Source organism: Xenorhabdus bharatensis (genome assembly GCF_037996705.1).
Lineage (GTDB): Bacteria > Pseudomonadota > Gammaproteobacteria > Enterobacterales > Enterobacteriaceae > Xenorhabdus > Xenorhabdus bharatensis.
On record NZ_JBBMXG010000030.1, the window covers coordinates 1 to 25,957 of the forward strand.

16 protein-coding genes are annotated in these 25,957 nt (G+C 36.7%); 11 read left to right on the forward strand and 5 right to left on the reverse strand.

Features of this window, described 5'->3' with window-relative positions; genetic code table 11:
* Positions 1–419: 419 nt before the first annotated feature.
* A complete protein-coding gene (locus AAC855_RS19555; protein WP_340611810.1) occupies positions 420–1,289 on the reverse strand; it encodes a phosphoribulokinase in 870 nt (289 codons plus the stop codon).
* Positions 1,290–1,434: 145 nt separating this feature from the next.
* Positions 1,435–1,653: a YheU family protein gene (locus AAC855_RS19560; RefSeq protein WP_099120262.1), complete on the reverse strand. Its 219-nt coding sequence runs from the start codon at positions 1,651–1,653 to the stop codon at positions 1,435–1,437.
* 139 nt (positions 1,654–1,792) lie between these two features.
* Here AAC855_RS19560 and AAC855_RS19565 point away from each other — a divergent pair, with 139 nt between their 5' ends.
* Complete coding sequence (locus tag AAC855_RS19565) at positions 1,793–2,395, forward strand: LysE family translocator (protein ID WP_340611811.1); 603 nt, start codon at positions 1,793–1,795, stop codon at positions 2,393–2,395.
* A 1-nt stretch (position 2,396) separates the two neighbouring features.
* Here AAC855_RS19565 and murP read toward each other — a convergent pair whose 3' ends face one another.
* Together murP and murQ are read right to left on the reverse strand one after the other, a co-directional pair.
* The gene (gene murP, locus AAC855_RS19570; RefSeq protein WP_340611812.1) at positions 2,397–3,845 is read right to left on the reverse strand and encodes a PTS N-acetylmuramic acid transporter subunit IIBC; all 1,449 of its coding nucleotides are present in this window, start codon (positions 3,843–3,845) and stop codon (positions 2,397–2,399) included.
* A gap of 43 nt (positions 3,846–3,888) precedes the next feature.
* Positions 3,889–4,794: an N-acetylmuramic acid 6-phosphate etherase gene (gene murQ / locus AAC855_RS19575; RefSeq protein ID WP_340611813.1), complete on the reverse strand. Its 906-nt coding sequence runs from the start codon at positions 4,792–4,794 to the stop codon at positions 3,889–3,891.
* Positions 4,795–5,199: 405 nt separating this feature from the next.
* On the opposite strand from murQ, the gene AAC855_RS19580 reads away from it, so the two are divergent.
* From AAC855_RS19580 to AAC855_RS19620, 9 genes are all read left to right on the forward strand, one after another.
* Positions 5,200–6,300, forward strand: coding sequence for a hypothetical protein (locus AAC855_RS19580; RefSeq protein ID WP_340611814.1), 1,101 nt, complete (start codon positions 5,200–5,202; stop codon positions 6,298–6,300).
* 331 nt (positions 6,301–6,631) lie between these two features.
* The gene (locus AAC855_RS19585) at positions 6,632–9,031 is read left to right on the forward strand and encodes an inverse autotransporter beta domain-containing protein (RefSeq protein WP_340611815.1); all 2,400 of its coding nucleotides are present in this window, start codon (positions 6,632–6,634) and stop codon (positions 9,029–9,031) included.
* 231 nt (positions 9,032–9,262) lie between these two features.
* Positions 9,263–13,267 (forward strand): inverse autotransporter beta domain-containing protein, encoded by a 4,005-nt coding sequence (locus AAC855_RS19590; RefSeq protein ID WP_340611816.1) that lies wholly within the window; start codon positions 9,263–9,265, stop codon positions 13,265–13,267.
* A 208-nt stretch (positions 13,268–13,475) separates the two neighbouring features.
* A complete protein-coding gene (locus AAC855_RS19595; protein WP_340611817.1) occupies positions 13,476–15,194 on the forward strand; it encodes a hypothetical protein in 1,719 nt (572 codons plus the stop codon).
* A 125-nt stretch (positions 15,195–15,319) separates the two neighbouring features.
* A complete protein-coding gene (locus AAC855_RS19600) occupies positions 15,320–16,951 on the forward strand; it encodes a hypothetical protein (RefSeq protein ID WP_340611818.1) in 1,632 nt (543 codons plus the stop codon).
* A 35-nt stretch (positions 16,952–16,986) separates the two neighbouring features.
* Positions 16,987–18,258, forward strand: a complete 1,272-nt coding sequence (locus AAC855_RS19605; protein ID WP_340611819.1) for a hypothetical protein — start codon at positions 16,987–16,989, stop codon at positions 18,256–18,258.
* 174 nt (positions 18,259–18,432) lie between these two features.
* Positions 18,433–19,989 (forward strand): hypothetical protein, encoded by a 1,557-nt coding sequence (locus tag AAC855_RS19610; RefSeq protein ID WP_340611820.1) that lies wholly within the window; start codon positions 18,433–18,435, stop codon positions 19,987–19,989.
* Positions 19,990–20,262: 273 nt separating this feature from the next.
* The gene (locus AAC855_RS19615) at positions 20,263–21,183 is read left to right on the forward strand and encodes a hypothetical protein (protein WP_340611821.1); all 921 of its coding nucleotides are present in this window, start codon (positions 20,263–20,265) and stop codon (positions 21,181–21,183) included.
* Between the two features lie 955 nt (positions 21,184–22,138).
* On the forward strand, positions 22,139–23,029 hold the full coding sequence (locus tag AAC855_RS19620) for a LysR family transcriptional regulator (protein WP_340611822.1): 891 nt from the start codon (positions 22,139–22,141) through the stop codon (positions 23,027–23,029).
* Between the two features lie 288 nt (positions 23,030–23,317).
* Here the strand turns inward: AAC855_RS19620 and AAC855_RS19625 are convergent, their stop codons facing one another.
* A complete protein-coding gene (locus AAC855_RS19625; RefSeq protein WP_340611823.1) occupies positions 23,318–25,267 on the reverse strand; it encodes an ABC transporter ATP-binding protein in 1,950 nt (649 codons plus the stop codon).
* A gap of 125 nt (positions 25,268–25,392) precedes the next feature.
* On the opposite strand from AAC855_RS19625, the gene kefG reads away from it, so the two are divergent.
* Entirely contained in the window at positions 25,393–25,956 is a 564-nt protein-coding gene (gene kefG, locus AAC855_RS19630) for a glutathione-regulated potassium-efflux system ancillary protein KefG (protein WP_340611824.1), read from the forward strand.
* The last annotated feature ends 1 nt before the right edge of the window (position 25,957 follow it).

A 25,957-nucleotide genomic window follows, 5' to 3' on the forward strand; every position in this document is an offset into this window, starting at 1 on the left:
TGCCGAGAACCATTCGCTTTATCCTCTGTTGTTATTTCCGCCTTTATGGTCAGAGAAACTGAGCGTTTCTCATCAGGCTGGCTTTATAAAGTCAATAGATTAACATATTAACTTGCTGAAAAACTGACAAGCAGGAATTTTATATGGGAATCTCAGGATATCAGCAAGTCGATGTATTGCTCCGAGCCCATAAAACTTGCCCGTTTCACGTGTAGCTCTGTTTGTAACACAGGAAAAGGATTATGTCTCCTCCTGTATCGCTTCAGCATATAAAACCAGTTAACAAATTACCAGAATTCTATTTGAAAAGCCTGATTTACTACATTTTCATTTATAAATGGGCGAATAGTTGATGTTTTATCACAGGTAACATTATTTTTTGTTACCTGTATTATCGATAAATAAATAGCGGGCAATATTCAGGAAATTTTTTTGCCTTCGAGTAATTGCTGAACTAACGGAGCCATAATTAACTCCATTGCCAGCCCCAGTTTTCCACCCGGGACAACGATAGTATTTATACTGGAAATAAACGAACCTTGGAGCATTGCCAGTAAATAAGGAAAATCGATTTGGCTCAGACCACGGAAACGAATAACGATAAAACTTTCGTCTAAGGAAGGAATTGCTTTGGCAGAGAATGGGTTGGAGGTATCGACGGTAGGAACACGCTGGAAATTGATGTGAGTGCGGGAAAACTGAGGTGTAATATAACGGATATAATCGTCCATTGAACGTACCACAGAATCCATCACGGCTTCTCTTGAATGCCCACGCTCGCTGGTATCACGAATGAGCTTCTGTATCCACTCAAGGTTAACGATGGGAACAACACCAACCAGCAGATCCACACGGCTTGCGACATTGTGCTGTGGTGTGACAACCCCCCCGTGTAACCCTTCATAAAATAGCATATCGGTGTTTGATGGTAGTGGCTCCCACGGGGTAAACGTGCCCGGTACCTGATTGTAGGGAACTGCTTCATCATACGTATGCAGGTACTTTCGCCAGCGGCCTGCGCCTGTTTCGCCATAATCAGAAAATGCTTTTTCCAGCATCTGGAAATCATTGGCTTCTGGGCCGAAGTAGCTGATATGCCTTCCTTGTTCTTTTGCTTTACGTATTTCTGCGTCCATTTCGGGACGGGTATAACGGTGAAAGCTATCCCCTTCGATAAGAGCAGCGGTAATACCCAGTTGTTGGAAAATCTTGCGGAATGCCACACTGGTAGTTGTCGTTCCGGCTCCACTGGAACCGGTTATAGCAATGACAGGGTGCTTGGCAGACATAAGAACAGACTCCTTATCAATAAAAAAACAGTTGGGATGATCTTTCTCGTAATCAGCAATTTTGAGTCAATAAAGCAATACCAATAAAACATACAGACATTGAATGAAATGCTATTGAACCGGAAAGGGTATAAAAAGAATCAGCTTACGGGCGAAACTGCTCTTTAGGCATGATATTGACAGTTTCGTGTAATTCAGACCAGACCAGAATGACTTCGTTCCGTTCAAGCTGGCGTTTTACATCCTGTACTTTCTGCTCCAGCGTTTTTTCAGATTCACCATAATCAGTGCCTTCCCGTAAGACAAAACTCTCGATTAAGTTACGTAAAGTATCAGGTTCTATTTGTTTCCACGGGATAATCATTTTGTTCTCCATATATACCCTGCATCTTCCAAGTTGAATTACACGCTTTGAAAGCGGGTATAACTCACCTTGTGTGCTAAATAACATACTGCTATTTTCTCTGAAAGAAAATGACAATAATTAAGAGATATTACAACTCATGACTGCTAGCCTCCTCTTCTCACTCAGTACATTTATGTTTATTTCCGCCATTACGCCCGGCCCTAATAATATGTTAATGACAACATCGGGTGCCAATTTTGGATTCCGCCGCTCGTTAATACTTTTTCTGGGAATGATAATTGGAATGCAGACCATCCTGCTATTATCTGCGTTTGGTGTTGCGGCGTTATTGCTGGTCTATCCGGCTGTACACACAGGTTTGAAAGTGCTCGGTAGTTTGTACTTACTCTGGCTGGCCTGGAAAACCGTAACAGCACAGTATAAACAGTTGGATGCACAATCCCTCGGAACACCTCTTAAAGGCTATCAGGGCTGGTTATTACAGTTTCTGAACCCCAAAGCATGGATGATGGGATTAGGATCTGTCAGCAGTTACAGCTTAGCCGGAGATTTATATATCCACTCTATTTGGGTCATCAGCGTAGTGATGATACTCAGTAATATAGCCACAGGCTTGGTATGGCTGAATCTCGGTGTCATGATTGGTCGCCTGTTAAAAGGCCGTACAGCATGGTTTACTTTCAATATCGTGATGGGACTCTTGACAGCAGCCTGTGTGCCATTGATCTGGATTAACTGAATCAGCTTAAGTCAATATTTTTGCTGCCGAAGAAGAACGTCAGCACAAAGCCGCTGATATAGGCAACAATCAGCCCCGCACCGTATACCGCCATGCCCGTGAATATTCCTGTCAGGGATGTCATCAAGGGCAACGCGACTACACCGGAGGGGCCGAATACCGTATTCAGGCCGACAGGTACACCTAGCCAAGCAATCAGCCCGATAAAAAAGCCGCCGATTGCACCACCAAAACAGGCCGTTACAAAAGGCTTAATGCGGGGGAGAGTCACGCCGTAGATTAAAGGTTCACCAATTCCCAGAAAACCCGGAATAATGGCGCCTTTGATTTGAATACGCAGCAATGAATCTTTTTTTGCTCTGGCATATAACGCGAGAGCAGAACCAACCTGCCCGGCTCCAGCCATCGCCAGAACCGGAAACAAGGAGTTAAAGCCCTGTGTCTCAACCAGAGCAAAATAAACCGGTATAAAGCCCTGATGCACACCAAACATTACCGCTATCAGGAACAATCCGGCCAAAACAGCCGTCCCGAACGGATTACCATTCAGATTGGTGAAAAGCCATGACATTGCCATAAACAAGTAACTTCCTATCGGCATAATCACGATAAAAGTTACTGCACCCATGATAAGTAGTGTGATGGCGGAAGTCAGGATCATATCCAGATCAGCGGGTATGATTTTGCGGATCTGCTTCTCAACCCAGGCTCCCAGAATACAGGCAATCAATACCCCGAAAATATTGCCCCGTGGGTCGATAGCAAAGCCAAAGAAATTGTTGATACCGGAATAAAAACCACTGGTGGCATCGGGGTTATAACCCAGAATAAACAGAGCAGCGATAATCGCACCATTAATACCTGAACCGCCGAATGCCTTCTGTGCATTATAACCAATCAAAATACTGAAGAAAATGAACATCCCTTTACTGAAAATCTTCATATAGCCGATCATTTCAACCAGCACAGCATTAGGTTGTGCAACGCCCTGAATAAAAATTTGTTCCAGTAAAGTCGCGATCCCCAGTAACAGCCCGACAGCAATAAAGCCGGGGATCAGTGGTGTAAAAATAGTGGCAAATTTAGCAAGGAACTTATGAATTGAGCTGGTTTGCTTCTCTTTGAGGTGTTTCTTATTGGATGAAGCAATATCTTTCAAATCTGCTGAATGGTGCTCATGAGCGGGGTGTCCGGCAGAACTTAATAACTCATTCATCATCTCTGCGGCTGTCTGAGCTTTACCGGGGCCAAGAACAACCTGAAGCTGCTCATGACTTTCGACCACACCCAGAACGCCGGGGATCAGTTTTAGTTTTGCTTTATCGACGATTGAATCATCACGTAATGTTAACCTCAGTCGGGTCATGCAATTGCCACACTGTATGACATTGCTTGCCCCGCCAATGGCGCTGAGTATTTCAGGCAACATATTCGGATTAATTTTAGCCATTTAGCACCCTTACCAACTATACCCACACAGGGAAAAGGTATCACTATCGGGCTGTTGAAATCGCAGGCCGGATGAACCCCTGATGTTTTGTTAATAACATTCGGGCTTCTTCGGCACTTATTCCCGATAGAATCATCACAATTGCAGTTTTGCAGTGACCGTTACAGGCACTCAGCGCTTGTTCTGCCACTTCTCTGCTGCATTCGGTCGCTGCCATTACAATATTTTTTTGTCGTTCGATTAACTTAGCATTAGTGGCTTCAACATCCACCATCAAATTACTATATACCTTTCCGGTACGGATCATGGCACCGGTTGTAATCATATTCAGGACCAGCTTTTGCGCTGTACCTGCTTTCATTCGGGAAGAACCGGTGACAACTTCCGGCCCGACAACCGGTGTGATTGCGATATCAGCCAGCTGTGTCATCGGGCTGTCCGGATTGCAACTAATACAGGCGACAGTTGCGCCTATTGATACCGCATATTCCATCGCTCCTAACACATAGGGAGTCCGGCCACTGGCGGCAATGCCGACCAGTACATCCTTTTTACTAAAGTGTAGTTCCTTAAGATCATCTGCGCCCAGTTGCCGGTTATCTTCCGCATTTTCTACCGCTTTCAGAATAGCCTTATGCCCGCCAGCGATTAAGCTGACAACCTGTTCTGGTCTGGTGCCATAGGTTGGCGGGCATTCACTGGCATCCAGAATTCCCAATCGCCCCGATGTACCAGCCCCGCAGTAAATCAATCTCCCGCCACGGCGGAAAGCCTCTGCCACTTTATCCACGACGAGAGCAATTTGAGGTAACGTCTGCTCAACAGCAAGCGCAACTTTTTTATCTTCATCGTTAATGACGCGCAGCATATCCTGTGTCGATAACTGATCAATATGAGCACTGGCAGAGTTGCGGCTTTCAGTTACCAGATTATTGAGATTGATTTTCATTGTTTTTTTACCGTTATGTCCTGAAAAATCAGATAGTGATTATATATCTATTGAGTTTATGAGTATCAGACTATCGTATTGGTTACATGAGATAAAATATAAATGTAATATCTGACAAACTCCAAGTTAAAAATATAAATTTTAATCCCGGAATAAATTTTAAGATACTGAAAAAATAATGCGTAGATTAAATATGAGTTTTTAGATTTTTTTAGTGCGATGGTTTTGTGTTTTTCATTGGTGTTTATAAAAAAATAGTTATCATCTGATAACTATTTTTCATTGTACATTAACATATTAATTGTGCTTAATATGTTAATGTAATTGTTTTGCAGTCTAGGTGTATTATTTTTCAAGTTGAATATTTTTTAATAAGTGGTTTTAATATAACTTTGAGGTGATACTATGTTAGTGAAAAAAAATAAATCAACATTATTAAAGATAGAACTGTCTGTCCCAAATGGAGCAGATATTGCAGTTAAACAAGATATTATTCTAGATGTAAATGTGTCATCAAGAGACAAATTACCTACTGATTTTTCTATAAAATTAGACAATATTAAAGGATTTGTAGAGAATGAAAGATATCATGGTTCTCCAACATTTGGCTTAAATGGGGATTCTTTTTCCCAGTCATTTTATTTACATTTGGATGATTCTATAATTTCAGGAGATAGCGTGTCTTACACATTAGTATCTTCTATAGATAGTGAAGAAGATATTGTTTATCATGTAAAGGATCTTGATCTAAATATACAAGATATTTTAACTGTAGATAAAGTTTTCATAGAATCCCCAATGGGAGAAAATAATCCTTTTGATCAAGGAAGTAAATATATTCGTTATACCCAGAAGTTAAGAAGTAAAGATGGAAAACTATTGAAAAATACCCCAATGCTGGTTGTCCCTAGAATTCCAAATCACCTGGAAAATTTTATATATACTACTGATCCTAGTCATGATGGTTTACCTCTTAAAGTCCTTGATATTAAGGCTCTGGAAAATTTTAAAGTTATACTTGTTAGTAGTGATGATTCAGGGAATATTTATATCAGAGCCTATCCTAAAAAAAACGTCGTGTTAATTTTTGCGTTAGATCTTCTTTACGCAAATGCAGCTTATCAAGGCTGGAGTACATATATTATTCCGCCTTATCCTAAGAACTCTGATGGATTACTTCCTGTTCCAATTATTCCAGGGCTGGTAAATAAAAAATTACATAAAGGAGATGGAGAAAAATTCAAAGTTGGTATTTCTCATTATACAGGAGCTGAATTTGATGATGGAGTCGTTTTTTTTATTTCACTAAAAAATGATATGCCTGTATCTGATTCTATGGTGTCAGATGGTATAATATATTCTAATCGCTTACCTCATTATGCATATGATATATATTATGATAAAATCCCTATCGGGAAAGAAATAACACTATATTACTTCATAATTAAAAATGATAATTCTCATGTTATGTACTCTAAACCTTTAGTATTTGAATATGTTGGCTGATTTATTTATAATGCATCTGTAATTAACAGGTGCATTTTTTATATTTCTTATCAATATCATAATTAATTGTAGTCTGTAGAAGATAAAATCGTTCTCAGGGTGTTTTTTATTTCTATTCTAAGTGTGTATGATTTCTCCACAAAAAATGTGGAACTTCTAATTTTATAAATAATAGTGATTACTTTTATTTATTGCCTGATAAAAATTTTTCATTACTTAATAATAAAAAAGTTTCCTACTTTATGTTGATTGTGCAAAAAGTTTTTATTTCAACTGAAGAGTTAATGTGAATGCGTTAGTGAAACTTTGCATTTTATTGAGGAATGTATCTATGAAGTTTACTTTTATTAATAAATTCATGCGGTTTTTGATATTAATGTTTTCTTTTTTCTTACCGTTTGTCTCGATGAATACATTTTCAGTGAGTGAAGATCAGCAAAACCTAACAGTAAAACCACTTTTTCCGAGTGTGAGTGACGAAAATAATTTGTATTTAACAGAAAAAGATAAATCTGGCGTAATTGCACAAAATATTCAGACGATAGGTGGTTTATTATCATCCTCGTCATCTCAACTTACAGAACAGGCGAAATCTTATGCTTTAGGAAGAGTAAACGGAGTCATAAATAGTGAAGTACAAGAATGGTTGTCACAATTTGGTACAGCCAGAGTTAATTTATCTCTCGACAGAAAAGGTAAACTGCATAACAGTTCACTAGACCTGTTATTTCCACTTTATGATAACAAAGTAGACTGGCTGGTTTTTTCCCAGTTGGGTTATCGTAATAAAGACAGCCGAAATACGGTTAACCTCGGTTTTGGCAGCCGTTATTTCACTTCGGGCTGGATGTATGGTTTTAATACTTTCTTTGATCAAGACATCACGGGAAAAAATAACCGTCTGGGATTGGGTGCAGAAGCATGGGCTGATTACCTTAAATTATCAGCTAACACTTATATTCGCCTGAGTAAATGGCACCAATCACGGGATGATAAACTTTGGGAAGAACGCCCTGCTAATGGTTTTGATATCAATGGCGAGTTCTTCCTGCCTGCTTATCCACACATCGGCAGTAAACTGGGTTACGAAAAATACTTCGGTGATAACGTGACTTTGTTTAACCGTGATACCAAACAGAAAAATCCCGGCTTTGCCAAAGTAGGCATAACTTATACGCCAATCCCACTGATAACAATGGGTATAGATTACCGGCATGGCAGCAATAAACACAGCGATGCCCGCTTTCAGGCCAATTTAAACTATAGATTCGGTGTCCCGCTGAGTGTTCAGTTATCACCGGATAGCGTTGCATCCATGCGCACACTGGCAGGCAGCCGCTATGATCTGGTGGAAAGAAATAACAACATTGTGTTGGATCACAGGGAAAAACCGAGGCTGAATATTAGCTTACAGAATATCATTCAGGGACGTGGTGCTCAGGAGGTAACAGTAACAGCTAACGTGGAGTCAAATAGGCCGACTAAACCGATTAAATGGAGTGCAGGAGAAGAGTTCCACAAAAATGGAGGGGTGATTCCGAGTAGTGGTAATCCTATTGAAATTACACTACCAAGATATATTGATAAAGGTGTAAACAGTTACCCAATTCATGCAATGGTGGAATTAGAAAATGGCAAGCTCTCCAAAACAGCTGAAATGACTGTTAAGGTTATTGGAGGAGGTCCATTCGAAGGTAATATGAAAGTCTCTCCTGACGGAATTATTTCTGGAAATGGGAAGGATACATATACTTATAAAGCTTTAATTCTTGATGAAAAAAGTGCTCAACCGTTACGTAACCATAGTTTTGAGAATGTAACATGGAGTATTGTAAATAATAAATTACCAGAGCATGTGAAATTTAAAGAAACGAAAACTGCTACAGATAGTGACGGATATTTAACTGCTTCACTGGTAAGTAGTGTGGGAGTTGATGATGTTAAAGTTAAAATAGAGTTTACCAATGATGACAAGAAACTATATGAAATCAATGCCGAAAGAGCTGTGAGTTTTAAAGCAGTGCCGCAAAGTGCAGATTTGATGTTCACCGCAGCTAATCATCACTTTGGGTATCTTGAAGGACCGAATAAACCTTATAATGTTTATGAAGGTTTAAGAATCAAACTTGCAAAAAAAGGATTTAATTCAGAAGGTATGCTTGAGCCTATTGCTGGACATCATGAGAATGTCAAATATGAACCTTCATCTGACCTTGTGAAAATAATTGAAGAACCAGGAGGACCTGAAATTATTTTCCCAGCTGAAAATTTTAGAACATCTAAACAAGCAACGGTTACTGCGACAGTCACTAATATGGAAACAGGGGCTAAATATGCTTATGAATATACATTCGCACCTCTGAGATATGTTTTTAGTCCACAGGTTGGTAATGATGGTTATGTAAGCCTTGGAGATAACAATAGTAAGAACAGTACGTGTGAAAAACTTGATCCTAAGGAGCAGGGGCGTAACGCTATATCAATGACTGAGGAAGAGGTTGGGATAACAATTCCTAGCGATACTTCTTTAGAAAGTGATTATGAGTATATCGACGGTTTTGGTTTTTTACCTCTTCCTCATTATGATGAAAATGAACATGATATGAAAATAAAAATAGCAAAAGATAAATCGTTATCGGTATTCTCTTTAATTAATTACATTACAAAGAGTAAGTTGATAGATATTAACCCTAAGGATGTTGGAAGATTACTGTGTAAGTTCGAAAATTAAAATATAGTATCGATAAAAAGTACAGGATTTTGTGGTCTGTACTTTTTATTTTTAATCAATTAAGGATAGCAATAACTTTATACAATAAAAAATTATTATCAACCGATAACCAAAAGTTATTGGAGGAGTATAAAATATTTCCTAATATATAAATTGGGTAAGCTGTATTACTCTAGTAATTTAGTATCAAAAAATGGTTGCTAATAATAACGTCTATTTGGGTGCTTATATATGCCATCATATATTAGTAAAGTTATTGTTTTTCTCACGATCCTTTATACATTACTTACTCCTTCTACCATCATACATGCTGTTGCTGAGGGGAGTATAAATCATGAAAAAACAAACACATACAAGATAGATAATGCAGACACCCAAGTAACCGAATCAAGTAAAAAATTTCTAACGCCAGAAGCCGATAAAAAAGGCGGAACAGGAAATACAAGTCATACATCAGAATATGAACATGCCGATGCTATTGGACGAAATATTCAGATGGCAGGGAATATTCTATCATCATCCTCTTCAGAATTAGCAGAACAAGCCAAATCTTATGCTTTGGGTAAAGTTAACAGCACTATCTCTTCCGAAGCTCAAAAATGGCTATCCCAATCTGGTACAGCAAAAATTAACTTTGGTTTTGACAGAAAAGGCAGGCTTGAAAATAACTCAGTAGATCTGCTATTGCCTATTTATGATAATCAAGCTGCATGGTTCTTTTTTTCCCAATTAGGTTACCGCAACAAAGATAGTCGGAATACAGTTAATCTCGGTTTGGGAGGACGTTATTTTTCTCAGAACTGGATGTATGGCCTGAATACTTTTTATGACTATGACATTACGGGTAAAAACAGACGGGTAGGGTTGGGAGGAGAGCTTTGGGGAGATTATATTAAATTTTCTACCAACGGTTATTACCGCTTAAGTGACTGGCAAATCTCGCGGAATTTCGAGGAGCATCACGAACGACCCGCTAATGGCTACGATATTAACGGCGAATTCTTCCTATCTGCCTACCCTAACCTGGGAGGCAAATTTTCTTATGAGCAATACTTCGGCGATAACGTGACGTTATTTAACCGGAAGACCAAGCAAAAAAATCCCAGTCTGGCAACAATGGGGGTGACATATACAGCAATTCCATTGATAACAATGGGCGTGGATTATAAACAAGGAGAGAGGGGGCAGAGTGAAACCCAATTCCTGACAAACTTTAATCTCAGATTTGGTGTACCGCTGAGTGAACAGTTATCCCCGGATAACGTTGCATCAATGCGAACACTGGCAGGCAGCCGTTATGATTTGGTGGAAAGGAATAATAATATAGTGCTTGAGCATAGGGAGGTGCCGAAGTCTGAGCTTTCTGTACCGGGAATTGTTGTGGGTTATAGTCGTGAAATACATGACATTACGAAAGAGTTATCTGCAAATACAGCTATTCAACAGATTAATATTGAAAAGGGAAATGCAAAAGAGGAATTTATAAAGAATGGAGGGGATATCTATTTAAATTCTGGGAGGATTTATATTAAATTCCCTGAGTACTTATCGGGTGAAAATAAAAATAATAGTTATTCGATCAATTTGTCTGCTGAATTAAAAAATGATCAAAAAACAAAACCTCAACAAATGAAAGTTATTGTCAGACCTTTTGAGATTAAAAAAGGCGATGGCGCTAATTTCACACCTCCAGGTCCGCTACCGGCATCAGGAGATCAAGGGTATACTTTTAATCCTATTATTACTTTCGATACTCCTAACAACCCGAATGTGATTAAGAATGCAACCATCCATAATGTTGAATGGTTCGCGATACCAGTGGGTGCATCAGCGTCAGCGGTAGCAATAGGAACCTCAACAGCATCATTAACGTTGGACGATAATATCTGTAAAAATAAAGAAATTACGGATAAGTTGGAATTTAAGCCCAATAGTTCATTCAAGCAAATAAAAATAATGGATGATGGACATATTGCAGAGAGTGATCGTGTCACATTAATGAGCACGGGATATGTTGGTGCAGTTGCTGTTTGCGTAACGATGGATGATCAGCCTAAGAAATATATGGGTAAAGTGGTTTTTGGTACCAAACTCATCCCTACTCCCAAGAACTACCATATTGATAAGATTACAGTCACACCCGATAAACCCAGAACTGCGGATGGTAAGCAATTTTATACTTATACGGCGCAAGTCGTAGATAATGAAAATCATCCTTTGCAGGAAAAAACAACAATCTCTGGTGTTGAATGGAGTATAAAAAATCCTGTAACCGGACTGACTTTGGATGCCCCAAAAGGCGATGTAGAAACAGATGAAGCCGGGAAATTACAGGCCAAATTAACAAGTACAGTGAAAGCCGATGATGTCATGGTTTCACTTGCTATTGAAGGCCTAGATCCTGTATACGCAAAACCGGCAGTATCTTTCAGCTTGGAAGGTATCAGTTTTAAATCTGTTTGCAATAAATCTGAATTAGTGTTTGATTCCTGTGAATATACAGTAAAAGTGACTAATTCTGATGGTGATCCTGAGAAAGGCACGGTAACTTGGAAGTTGAAAAAAAATATCCCCGGAGTCTGTCTGAACCCTGCTGAAAATGGGACCTGTCCGACTCCTCCTGTTGAAACAGTAATAGGTGTTGATGGTACAACTACAATAACACTTAAAAGCAAAGTTGCTGCATCAGATGTGATTGTTACAGCCTCAACGGGGGGAAATACAGAGGAAGCACCACCTGTAGAATTTAAGTGGCCAACAATTAAGAGTGTGACGTTAGATAATCCTAATGGCTCTGTTGCTCCGGGTGAAAAACCATATTCTATTACAGCTAAAGTGAAAGGGGCTGATGGAAAAACGGATTATTCAGGTGATAAAATCAAATTTAAATGGAGTGTTGAGCCTCAAAATGATTATTTATCCCTAGAACCTTCAGAAGCAGTCAGCGAGGTATCGGGTGGTGAGTTAAAAGTACGGTTAAACAGTAATAAAGAAAAGACTCCTCCTGACACCGTTGCTACGGTATGTTTGGCAGTTGTTCGAGCGCCTCTTCTCACCGAAGATCAGAAAAAAAATCAGTGTGTAGAATCTATTAAATTTAAATTGCCGCCATTTGATATTGAGAGTGTTATTGTAGGCACTATGGACAAACATGGTAAATTCCATAAAGGCTATGACTCTTCTAAGCCACTAGGTGCTGATGGAAATCAGGCATATGCATATCAAGCAACAATTAAGAGCAAAGAAACAGGCAAACCAATTTCCAATTACGAATTCAGTGCTAGTGATGTGAATTGGGAACGAGACCATGAAAAAATCAATACAACAGAATTTCCGATACCTGAAATCGTTTCATATAAAACGAATAATGATGGTCAGTTATATGCAATGTTAAAAAGTAACGTGGGTGTTGATGATGTTAATGTGAAACTATACATGACTGATTCAAATGGAACAAAATTATCTAAGTCTGCTGATGAAAAAGTTGATTTTGAGGCAATAATAAAGTCTGTAGGATTATATGTTATTAATCAATATGATGAGGGAGTTAATAAATTTGTCCCTGCTGAGATATCAAAAAGACCATACATTTACTTCGACAGTTTGGTTTTCGAACTTAGAGAAAATGAAAACAAACCGCTGGCTAATCCTCCGAAGGATTATAATGTTACTTTTGTTGATGAAGCATATCAGAATGGCACTAACTCCAATCCTATTATTTATCAGGATCCTAATAATAAAAATAGATTATTGATGGCTGGCTACCCCGGAGAATCAAATATCATTGCTAATGTTACAAAGATAGAAAATGGTGCGAAATATAGTTACTCCTATACAATAAGCTTTAGGAGATATCTCTTTACTTTGAGTACTAGGCTTGCTCAATATCCAATAAATGACAATCATTCATGTGAAACTTCGCCAATAGCGGGTCATAATTATCGTTCACCGACTAAAAATCAGGTTGTAGGTTCAGGTATAGTTCTCGCTAAGGAGTTTCCAAATGCATTTAAGTGGGGTTTGTTTCACAATTTTGGAGGCATTGCTATAGAAGGATCCGCTAAATTTAAAGTACTTAAAGACTCTGCCAGTAGTAACAGTCAGCCTTCAGAAGGTGATTTTCTGGTATATGATGCATACCGTAATGAAATAGTTCCTAATTTCGATCAAGAAAACCCAGTTGAAATATTTATTATATGTAGTTCTTTTGCTGGTGCGGTAAACGAAAATTATTAATATTCATATCTACAAAATTATTATCTTAAGAGATATTTTTTATATCTGGTTGTTTTTATTATCTAAGCGGTATTGTCTCTTAAGGTGATAACTATTTTTCATTATTCACCCGATATTTTATTTTTTATAATGATTAGATAAAGAGTAAGCGAATTTTTATAAGTGCATAAGATTAACATTGGCTTATTTATAATATGGAACTAAAATTATGAACAAAGAATTAATTATTGATTATGAAATGGATACTAATACTAATTTAAAAATATCTGTACAAGATCAAGCTACTGTTGCTATTGGCCAGAACTTTATGTTGGAAGTTACATATACATCACCACACGGAAATTTATCGCAGCAATTTACAATGAGTTTGGACCCTAAACCAGAGCAACAAGGATTGAAAATAGTTCCTGTTTCTGATTCAGATTTAACAGGACAAGAATCAACTTATACAAAAAAAGTGTACTGCATTATTGAAGATACAGTGGCAAGCACATCAACAGGTACCAAATTAAGTTATGTGATTACATATGGAAACCCTGGGACGACACCTAAAACCGAAACTATTACATATATAGCAAAAGAATTAGGACAATATAGCTTGCAATTGAAGACTAATCAGAGTGTATGTATAGCCCCTGATGCAGATGTTCCATTTAGCAATACTCCAGGTAGTTATATTAAGTACTTTACTAAACTTGTTGATAAAAATACTGGTGATCCATTTCAATATACGCCATTTGATGTTTCTTCACTTATCCCAAATGATATAGATAAGGATCATGGAAAGGTATCTATTACTGATGATCCGAGTGGTAGTACACAACCAACTCCTCTCATACTGGACACGAGTAGTGGATATCCAGTTTTATCCCTTACGACGAATAAAACCGGCGATGTAAGTTTTCGTGTATATCCAAAGTCAAATACACCAACCTCATTGACATTAAAGAGTAAGATGTCTGGTATAGGGCCTTCGGGAGCATTAACTTTAGATACAGCGGAGATATTTATAATTACATCTCCACCAGAATATGATTTAAATCCTCCTTTTTCACCAAATATACCAAGCGCTAATGGTGATATTTTAATTGGCAAGGATGGACATAATACATTTAAAGCTCAAATTATGCCATATAATGGTTTGAACCCTAATGATTATATTTTATTTTTTACTAAAAACCAAAATAGACTCCCTGATCCGAGTGGATTGGTTTTACCTATAAAGTCTCTTGGTGAAGCTGGGGCTGATTCTAATCAGAATTATAATTTTGATATTCCTTATAGTATGTTCGAAAAAGATCAATGGTCATATCTTTATTATGTCATTAGCTCAAAACTAGGAAATAACAAATATTCTGCTAGTACCGCTTTTAAGTATATAGGTGGAGCAGATAAAACACCTTCACACGATGTCAATCGTGTATATAATAAAGTTATTGTTTATAATAGCTTTGCTGATTATAAAAATGATAAGCTTCTTAGTAGCACAGAATCTAATAAACATATAATTTTAGAAGAGTCAAGCATTAATTGTCATGATATTTCAAATTATGCTAATAATGGTAAAAATGCCGGCCTGTTTTTGAAAATAATAGCAAGTAACGATCCTGCAGATGAAGATAAAGGTTATCCACAGGTAGGAACAGGTATAGAAGTTTATACAAATGTTTATATTAGATCAGGTTCTAAAAATTTTAAAAAACTTATAACAAAACCACTATCATACACACCTGATGAGCATACCGGTAAATATTGTACTACGATAATTCCTGTAGATCATTCTTTGCTAGAAGGCATCGCTTCTTATTATGATGAAAGATACGCATGGATTTATATAGAATATTATACTATCGATGTACAAAGTAATGAAAAAATTTATAGTAAATATTGGAAGGATATTATTGAAACAACCATTACTAATGGTTAGTGATATTCATTAAAATAAGATATTTATTAATCAGGTGCCTAAGTAATAATTTTTTTGAAATTAATTAAGTAATAGTGAAAAGGCACCTTTATAATAAAATAAATATTAGATTTTGAGGTGTAATTATGAGTTACTCTCCTAGTGTGAAAATTTCACTAAAAGATGGATCTGATATAGCTATTGGGCAAGAGATTTATATAAATATCAATGTTTATTCTAATGTTGATTTGAGTGATGATTTTGACATTGATATAGAAAGTATTAAAGGTATAGAAAAAATAAAAATTGTTAATCCTGTTTCTATATCCCATGATAAAAAAACAGCATATAAGACTGTTTTATTGTTTATTAATAAAATAGGTTCCATACAGGAAGAAGATAAAAATGTATCTTATGGTATAAATTTATCAGGTAATGTTAACTATAGTAACACTATCTATTATAATGCGCGGTTGGTAGAACTATATACAATACAGTTAGAACCAGATAAATATATATGTATTATTCCTTCAGTAAATGAAGGGGTGTTTAATTATACAAATAGTTATATCAAGTATTATTCATCAAGAGTAGTTTCTCGTGATGGGAGAATAATGAAAAATACTCCTATTTGCATTGTTTCTAAAGAACCAAATGCCATTTTAGATCAGGTTGAAATTACCACTGATCCATTGGATGAAACGGATGTTCCAGAAATTATTACGCCTTTTATTATAGATCAGCAGACATTCCTTACTGTTTATACAGATACACAGGGAAAAGTTAGTTTTCGTGTTTATCCTAAAGAAAATAAACCCACCACACTTGCGATTTTAAGTCATTTATTTGGTGTTTCTGCCTATTACAGTGCACCCAGTGTGTATTTTATTACTCCTCCTCCAGATGACGATGCTTTATTTTTGAGGCCACCAATAATATCAGATGCTAATGGAGGGATTTTAATTGGAGGATATGATAAACAAAACTTTGGTGTTCAAATAGATACTAGATATAAATACTCGAGTACAGATGTGGTGTTATTTTTTAATAAAGATAAAAATGGTATTCCTGATACTGATGGATTAATTTATCCTATCCAAACTATTGGGCAAAGTAATAACTATAATTTTAAATTACCATATGATGTATTTCCAGAGAATGAACAATCTGAATTATATTATATAATTGTTTCGGAAGTTGGTAATAGCAAATACTCTGGAACGATAATGGTTAGATACGTTGGTGGTTCTCCTATTATGCCACCGGATAATGTTACTCGAACTTATGATAAAGTTTCTGTTTACTCTAGTTATGCAAACTATAAGAATGACCCCTTACTTGCGAATGATAATAGATATCTGAGATTAGAGAACGATTACATTGTATCGGAAACAATTTCTAATTATGTCAATAATAATGGTGTCGATTTATATTTAAAAATTATTGCGACAAATGATAAATATGATCATACAAAGAAATATCCTCAGGCCGGTGAAGAAATTAATGTAAACGTTTATGTCAGATCAAGCACTAAAAAATTTATTCATACATGTAATTATAATTTGTCAGATCTTCCTGATGAAGAAGGAACGCATTTGTGTACTTCTATAATTAAAATACATCACCCTGAATTGGCAGGTGTTGCTTCTTATTCTGATGGGAAGGATGCATGGATTTATTTTGAGTACTATACGATTGACAAATATACGAATGAAAAAAATTATAGCTTCTACTGGAAAAGTATGATTGATACTTTCCTTTCTAATGATGATAATTAATAAAACTGAATTTTCAAAAAATAAAAGGTAATGACATGAAAATGCAATTAAATACTACAGAGTTAATTTCAGTTAGATGGGTGATTGATAAATGGGTTTGCGAAACACCACAATATGATAATAATCCAGAAATGGGAGGTAAATATTTTATACATTACTCTGTTTATTTAACTGGAGAGGATGGAAGTCCAGTAGAAAATAACATTATACAGATTTATTCATCTATCAGATCTCAAATATTAGATAATGTAATAATTACTACAGATCCTGATGATGGTTCTTATCCTAGGATTTTAAATCCTGTTGGTGATTTTATTGATATTGCTAGTGATGGAAATGGTAAGTTTAATTTTCGGGTTTACCCTATGGAGAATACTCCGTTAATTCTTCAGATCGGCTGTAAGCTGCCATATACACAAGTTTATTATCCTAGTGAGAATGTGTATATTATTACGCCGAAATCTCAAAGTATAGGTAATTATCTTAGTCCTCCATTTGTATCAAGTATTGTTGATGGGAAATTAATGGCAACGGGGTCTCAGCAAACATTTAATGTTGGGATTAATAGTTATGATTTGCACTCAAGTACAGATGTTGTGATATTTTTTACTGATAAATCAGGACATATTTCACCCGCTTATAATGTAGGTGAGGAGCCTGGTTTTTTTAGTTTGTATTATGATGATTTTCTTCCTTTGGATTCAGAATCAAATTTATATTATGCTATTATCAAAAGTTCAGGTGAAAGTCAGTATTCATCAGTATTGCCAATAGTATATGGGGGCGGAGGCGATAATAAACCATCACCTGATTTTTCAAGGCCTCTTGCTTGTCCTACTATTTATGATAGTTATGCTGTACCTCCATTTGGTTCAAATGACGATGATAGCATTATCAATTCTGGAGATATAGTCAATATAGATTCTATTTATAATCATTCAAATAATGGAGGTACTGCTTTATTTGTTAAAGTTGTTGGGACTAATGATATTAGTAACAGTAGTAAACCTCAATTTGGAGATGAGGTGGTTCTGGTCATTTATGTCAATTCATTCAATAAAACCATACATGCCAAGTTTCCTGCTGAAATGGTTAGTTTCACGCCTGATGCTGATAATAAACGTGAATCTACTACGATTATTAAAATACCATATGATATGCTTGTTGATATAGAACCTTATCCTGAGAATAAAAATCCGCCTCGGATATATTTTGAGTATTATGTAGATACTCAAGGAATCCGAACCTATAGTCAATATTGGGAAGCAAAGATTAGTACGGTTGCACCATCATCTAAAATTTTATAAATATAATGACATTATAATCTTGTGAAAAAATATAATGTCATTACCAAGTTCATTCGGGGGTGACATTATATTTCGAATTTTAATGATGATATTTATAGTGGTGTTGGTGTGATAAAAAATAAATTTTTATGCTCATATTTTTTGTTTTTTAAACTATTTTAATTAGGAGTGTAAATGAGTAAAAAAATTCTGGTTTCTACAGTGAGCGGTTCTGATGTGGTTATTGGTCAAGAATTTGAACTGATTATTACATTGCAATCAGATGATGAGATATCTGATGATGCCAATGTATCGATATCAATGCTTAATTATAATGCGACTCCACAGGGAGGAGTGGAAAAAATAGCCTCTTCAGATGATGGAATTAAAAGATTCAGAGTTAAATTAAGAGTAAGTAGCTCAATTTCAGTGGGAGATTTGATTGATTTTAACATTATCCCTTCTCCTGAGGCCGTGGGGTTTTCTCAGAAGGAAGTGAAGTATACTGCTAGGAATATATATCCTGACTCTTTATCTATTTATTTTAAAAAAGGATTTTTGAAATATAAGAATGCTTCTGATGATCCAGACTCAGGAAATTATTCCAAGGGAATCACAATTGTAAAAGACTATCATGATAGTATATTATCAGGTGTTCCTATTACTATCTTAGAGACAGTTCAATTTAGCTTTGATAAAGTTAATATATATGAGAAAGATAGAAAAACCAAAGTAGATATTCATCAAATTTCATCTACTCAAAGAGGGTTTTATATTAATGCAGATGAGAATGGTTATGTAGAGTTTTACGTTTACCCTAAAGGGCATCATTCATTGTTCTTTCAAGTAGAATCGTTGCTATTGAAAGCGACTAATGCAGTTCAATCAAAGAATGGAATTTTTATTATCCAAATACATGATGCAGAGTCTGGTGATAAATTTGCCAGTCCTGTAATTGAAGGGTATAGCTCTGGCACCTCTTTAGTGTCTAAGACACCAGATTTTACATTAGATATACCAAAATATAAATCTGTCTCAGAGGGGGATAATATCCTACTTTTTGTTGATGGAATTTATGTTGATAAATATATTACTGTAGAATCTGATGGCGATATAGCGGGAATATCTAAGAATATTCCTTATGATATCTTTCCAATAAGAAAAAAATCAGAGCTTTCTTATTGGGTAATAAGTGCACTTTATAATAGTTCAACACCGTCAGAAAAATTGGATGTATATTATGTGGGAGGAGCAAATAATCAACCGCCTCCAGTAAAAGAGAGGAATTATGATCCGTGCATTGTTTATGATAGTGAAGGGAATTTAATATCATCTGATCACTTTATTAATTGTGAGACAATACATCATTATCTACATAATGAAAATAATGCTGCATTATTTGTTGATATTAAAGGGACTAATCGCCTTAATGATGGTACTAAGCCGCTTTTAGGAAGTACGGTGCAACTGAGAGTATTTATTACATCTGACGGTAGCCCTCCTTTAGTGAGTACACTGCAAGGGACAATGCCATCAGAACCTGATGTCTCTGGTGGGGATAGTGCAATATTAAGAATCGGGGTTCCTCATAGCATAATTGCACATCGAGACGGATATGTTAGTGGTAAATTAGGAGCAATAGAGTTTGATTATTATGTCGATGATAAAGGTGATAGAAACTATGGAAAAGTATGGTATGGCAGTATTAATACAGTACCGGATGGTGCTACTGATTGTACAGACTATGATTAAATAATTTTTCATATTAGATAAAATATACTGTCATACTATAATATAGTAAGCGTGTTATTATTAAATTAATTTAAATGTTTTTAATAGTGATATTATATGTATGTGGTTATTTTTTGATTTTTTCTACTGATTATTCAATCTATAAATGTGATAACTTTATTTCATTGGTTTTATTTTGTTTTTTTATATATTTTAATTGAAGTTTAACATGGTTATTTGTAAGGGTTTAGATATTTAATGTGATTTAATTAATAAAATAAGGAAAAGTTAATTATGGCTAACATTATTCTTAAACCACCAGTTCTTCCTCAAAAAAAAAATGACATTATAGATAAAGGTAAATTGCAGCCACCTATTATTGAGATGATTGTACCTACTTTTAAGCATATTACTTATCAGGATATACTCACTCCTGTTTTTAAACCTATCTCTGGAGAGGTAGGGAGCGAAATTTCTGGAGAATCCATCCATGTTTATGACTTAACTCCATCTAATTATACACTTTCGACTCCAGCTAGCGTTGTTCCTAGAGGTGAATATTATGCCTATTATACAGTAACAAGCTCAGCTCAACCTCATCAGCCGATTTACTCTCCTCCAGTATATGTGAAAATAATTGATAGTATCAGTGATAGGCCCATTATTGTATACTCCAGTTTTGGTGTGAATCCTGATAATATTATAGAACAGCATCAGCCTGTTTGTGGTAACGAAACAGTTAATAATGTTATTAATTGTTATACTTTATCGAATTATAAAAATAATAAAGAAGTAGATGATTTGACTGGTGATGTAAATAGAGCCGCATTATTTGTAATGGTTAATAAGAATCATTTAGCACCGTCAGAGTCTAGTGTTACTTTACAGATGAAGATAGATGCCTGTTATAATCGTTCAAGGCAATATGGACCAATATATATGTCTCCAGATGATAAGCATGTTATTTTTTCTATTCCTTATTATGATGTGACAGGAGCATTTGAACAAGGAGATTGCCAGATTAATGGTGGTCCTAAATTTGGGTATGGTTCTATTAAGTTCATATTTTTTTCAGATATGAGTGACAGTGCTTCTTCCCCTTGGAAGGGAAGAATTATCACTTGTGGCTCAGCGTATCAAGGATGTTCTGGTCCTGGTTGCCCTGACCATAGCTATGACTGCCCGGACTGTGCAAGTGATTGCCCTAATGGTTAGGGAAGAAAAATACCCTTTTGTAAGAAAGTAGAATAAATATAATGTTACATTAATTTAGAAAATAGATATTTGCTTAAGTTAGCACCCATATTTATGGGTGCTAATAATAGCGAAATTGTTTTTTTGAAATGTTTTTCAAGTTGTCATTATATTTTTGAGTGATTAACATTTTTTTAATTTTTCATAATCATCGGGATTTATGTTTTTCCAAGTATAGATGATTTCTCTAACTTTATTAGATATAGCTCATTGAAATTAAATAAATTCTGCATGATTAATGATGTGAGTTAAAATAGGTGTCAATAACTGAACTGATTTTAATTTTTTGGTTTTTATATATTTACCTTGCCATCGTTTCTAAATTTACCTTCCTTTCCTTGGTGTACATTCATTATCACTTAACAGGTGTTAATAACACTTTACTGATAATAATATAGCGACTTTATCGCGAATGAAAAATTAACTACCATTTATTTTTTCATGATGCGAGTAAACCAGGCTTATATTCTTTTGTTTGTTTTTGTTATTAATCTATTCACTTGTGATTTGATTGTATGGTATTTTATTAAAATAATATTTGATTTAATCAAATTTTGACTTAATGCTATTAAGTTATTTGATGTGAAGGTTATTGTTTTTACAAATGTCAATAATTGTAATTAATGAAATAAAATTCGTGGTTTTATGTATCCGTGATTTAATTATTTGGAGGAGGTGAAATTATCTTTTTTGATTATTACACTCTTTATTTCCATTACCGATGTTATTATAAATTAATGTGATTAATAAGTTGTGGTAAATCTTTTGCTAATTATATCCTTATTAACTAACATTTCATTAGTAGACGTTTTTACCCGTAGTTCCGATAAGACCTTTGGCAAAGCGCTAAGTTAAAATGCTATCACCATGAATCTGTAATGTTTTGTAGTTATTAACAACCATTGGGCGAAAGAACATGGATATACGCAATCTTGAAGCTTTCATCGTTTTGGCTGAGACTCTTAATTATCACAAGGCATCAGAGAGGCTTTACCTTTCTCAGCCTGCTTTGACGAAAAAAATACACGGTCTGGAAGATATTCTGGGGGCTGAATTATTCAGAAGAGGACCAAATGGAACAAAATTAACAGATTTTGGTCAGAAAACGTTGGAAAATGCCAGAAAGTTTTTAACGCATTATGAACAGTTTAAAAGTCAGGTGCAGTTTGATTCAAAAAAGGAAGTAACCCGGCACTTATATATCGGATCTTGTTTTCCTATCCATAATTATTCTCAAATCGAGAATCAGCTTGCAGAAAAAAAAGGTAATATTGTACTGGCTCTGATGACCGGTTTGTCAGTTGAGCAGCAAGTTAATTTACTGAATGCCGGTATGCTTCATGTCGCTGTAATGCCTTTGGCAGCGGCACAGCCATTTGACGTAAAGAAAATATTTACTGAAAAATTGGTTTATATATTAAAGAAAAAGAGTCCGTTGATCTCTAAATTCAGAATAGGAAATAGTCGGTATGGCAGTAAAAATCCTCTGATGATGGTGAGTGAAAAAAAAGAAAATACTGATTTGAATGACTGTCTGAATGTTTTTCCTATTTATAGTGGTGATAATATGAGTTTGTTATTAAAAACAAATGATATTATGTTGATGATGGAGATGATTACAAAAAATGGTGTTTACACATGTGTGCCTAAGAGAATGATAAGTGCAATTCCGCCTTATTATTTGAATTCTTTGGAAATTGTTGAAACAGATAAGAAAATAGACTTAGGTGTTGTATGGAGTAAGACAATAGATGAGGATTTGATTGATGATGCTGAAAGCTTTTCTGCATGGGTGATTAATCTTTAAAATAACAGTCTAAATAGTCATTGAATCATTTTTTATTGTTCATGTTTTTTTAAATTGGATTGTAAATAATCAGATCGTGCGCTTTGGATAATGAGTATAAATATTTCTGTTAATCGATGTGTGAAAGATATTTCTTAATTATATGATTTTAAGTTTTTATGAACAGTAGGGTAACTTCTTGTATAGGTTATACAATAGTCTGTTTTTTGGTGTTGAAAATATTATAACCGGGCATTAGATTAAAATGCCCGGTTATGATTACCCGGTAAATAAATATTCAGAATAAACTTATTGATTCGTGTTAAACGTTTCTGTCATTTTTTCAATTTGCTCCTGAATATCTAACCACTCCACTTCAGTATCTTCCAGTTTGGATTTAGTATTATTCTGTTGATACAGGCACTCGGTTAATTCCGTTTTACGATCATTTTCATATATTGTGTTATCTGACAGCTTTTCTTCTATATTTTCCAGCTCTGTACTTAAATTTTCCATCTGTTTTTCAAGAACTGTCAGCCGCTTACGTAATGGTTGTGTCTGGCTGCGGAATTCTGCTTCACGCCTTTTTTGATCTTTACGTTCCTGCGCACTGTAATTCTGAGCGTTATTGGCAGATGAATCTGTGCCGGAAGCGGTTTTTTCTTCCTGACTTTCACGCAACTGTTGACGCTGTAATTCTGTCAGCCATTGTTGGTAGTCCTCAAGATCCCCTGTGAAAGATTCCACTTTGCCATCATGTACCAGATAGAGTTCATCTGTCGTAGAACGCAGCAAGTGTCTGTCATGGGATACCACCACAAGAGCGCCATCGAAATCGATCAGAGCTTCAGTCAGTGCCTGTCTCATGTCCAGATCAAGGTGGTTGGTGGGTTCATCCAGTAGCAGAAGGTTCGGGCGTTGCCAGACAATCAGTGCAAGCACCAGACGCGCTTTTTCCCCACCGGAAAAACGGGCACTCGGGTCAGTGACTTGGTCTCCTTTGAAACCAAAACCGCCAAGATAGTCCCTCAGTTGCTGCTCTGATTCCTGTGGCGCGAGTCTGGCTAAGTGCTGTAAAGGTGATTCGTCCGCACGTAGAAATTCCAACTGGTGCTGGGCAAAGTATCCCAGTTTGATCCCTTTGGCTAAAGCGATTTCCCCTTGTTGTGGTTCAAGTTCGCCTGCCAGTAATTTGATCAGGGTTGATTTACCTGCCCCGTTACGACCGAGCAGACCAATGCGTGAGCCGGGAACCAGATTTAATTTGATCGAGTCCAGCACGGTTTTATCACCGTATCCGGCACTGATTTTCTCCATGTTCAATAGCGGGTTTGGCAGACTGTCCGGCTTTCGGAAGCTGAAACGGAAGGGGTTATCAACATGGGCTGGTGCAATCAGTTCCATGCGTTCCAGCATTTTGATCCGGCTTTGTGCCTGTTTTGCTTTGGTGGCCTGAGCGCGGAAACGGTCGATATAGCTTTGCAAATGCGCCACTTTTTCTTGCTGGCTTTGGTACAGAGCCTGTTGTTGGGCAAGTTTGGCAACGCGCTGCCGTTCAAAAGAAGAGTAATTGCCCGTATATTCAAATAAATTTTGTTGCTCAATATGCAGGATTTTATCGATGATCGGGTCGAGGAAATCCCTGTCATGGGATATCAGAATCAAAGTCCCCGTGTAGCTTTTCAGCCACTTCTCAAGCCAGATTACAGCGTCCAGATCAAGGTGGTTCGTCGGTTCATCAAGCAGCAGCAGATCAGAGCGGCAAATCAGTGCCTGAGCCAGATTGAGGCGCATACGCCAGCCACCGGAAAATGAACGGACAGGTTGTTCCAGTTGTGCCTGAGAAAAGCCCAGCCCATGCAACAAGCTGGAAGCGCGGGCGCGGATTGTCCACGCCTGAATAGTGTCCAGTTGGCCGTGAAGGTGGGCGATAGCGTGGCCGTCATTCTGTTCATTGGCTATTTTCAGCTTTTGTTCCAGTTGACGAAATTCGCGATCACCGTCTATCACATATTCAAGCGCTGAAATCTCCAGAGCAGGAGTTTCCTGATTTACCCATGCCAAAGCCCAATTTCCGGGAAATGTCACAGAGCCATTTTCAGCCTGAAGTTCACCTTTCAGTAATGAAAGTAGGGTTGATTTGCCACAGCCATTTTTACCCACCAGACCTACTTTCTGGCCGGGATTGATGGTTGCGCTGGCATTGTCCAGCAGAACACGGATGCCTCGGCGGATTTGTAGAGAAGAAAAAACAATCATGATGTTGTCTGTATAGAGTATGTTAAGTTAATAATTACATTGTATCTGTTCGTTTCGTTGTTTCGATAGTCTGGCGTGCATGGTAGCGGAAAATAGGTGACCTGACACGTCCTGAGGGGGGATTGATGATATTGTCATCTCATGTTTTGCCGCCCAGGGTATTGCTGTTGTATATCCATCCGGAACCGCAGGGTTCTGTGGTCAATAAGGTGCTGCTCCAAACAGTTCGGGAGCTGGAACACGTCACTATTCACGATCTGTATGGCTGTTATCCTGACTTTTTTATTGATGTTCCGGCAGAGCAGAAGCTCTTAAGTGAACATCAGATCATCGTGTTTCAGCATCCTCTTTATACTTATAGCTGTCCTGCTTTATTGAAAGAGTGGATGGATCGCGTGTTAAGCCGTGATTTTATTGGCGGCACCGAGCCGATGCTGAGAAATAAATACTGGCGCTCTGTCATCACGACGGGAGAACCTGAAGGTGCTTTCCGCAGCAGTGGGCACAACCGTTATTCGATGGAAGAAATTCTCCGGCCTTTCGAATTGGTGGCTTCGATGTGCCATATGCACTGGTTGTCCCCGATGATCCTCTATTGGGCCAGACGTCAGCCACCTGAAGTGCTTGTCAGTCATGCTAATGCATATTGGGAGTGGCTTAAAGCACCACTGTCTTTGGGAGGGCTCTAAT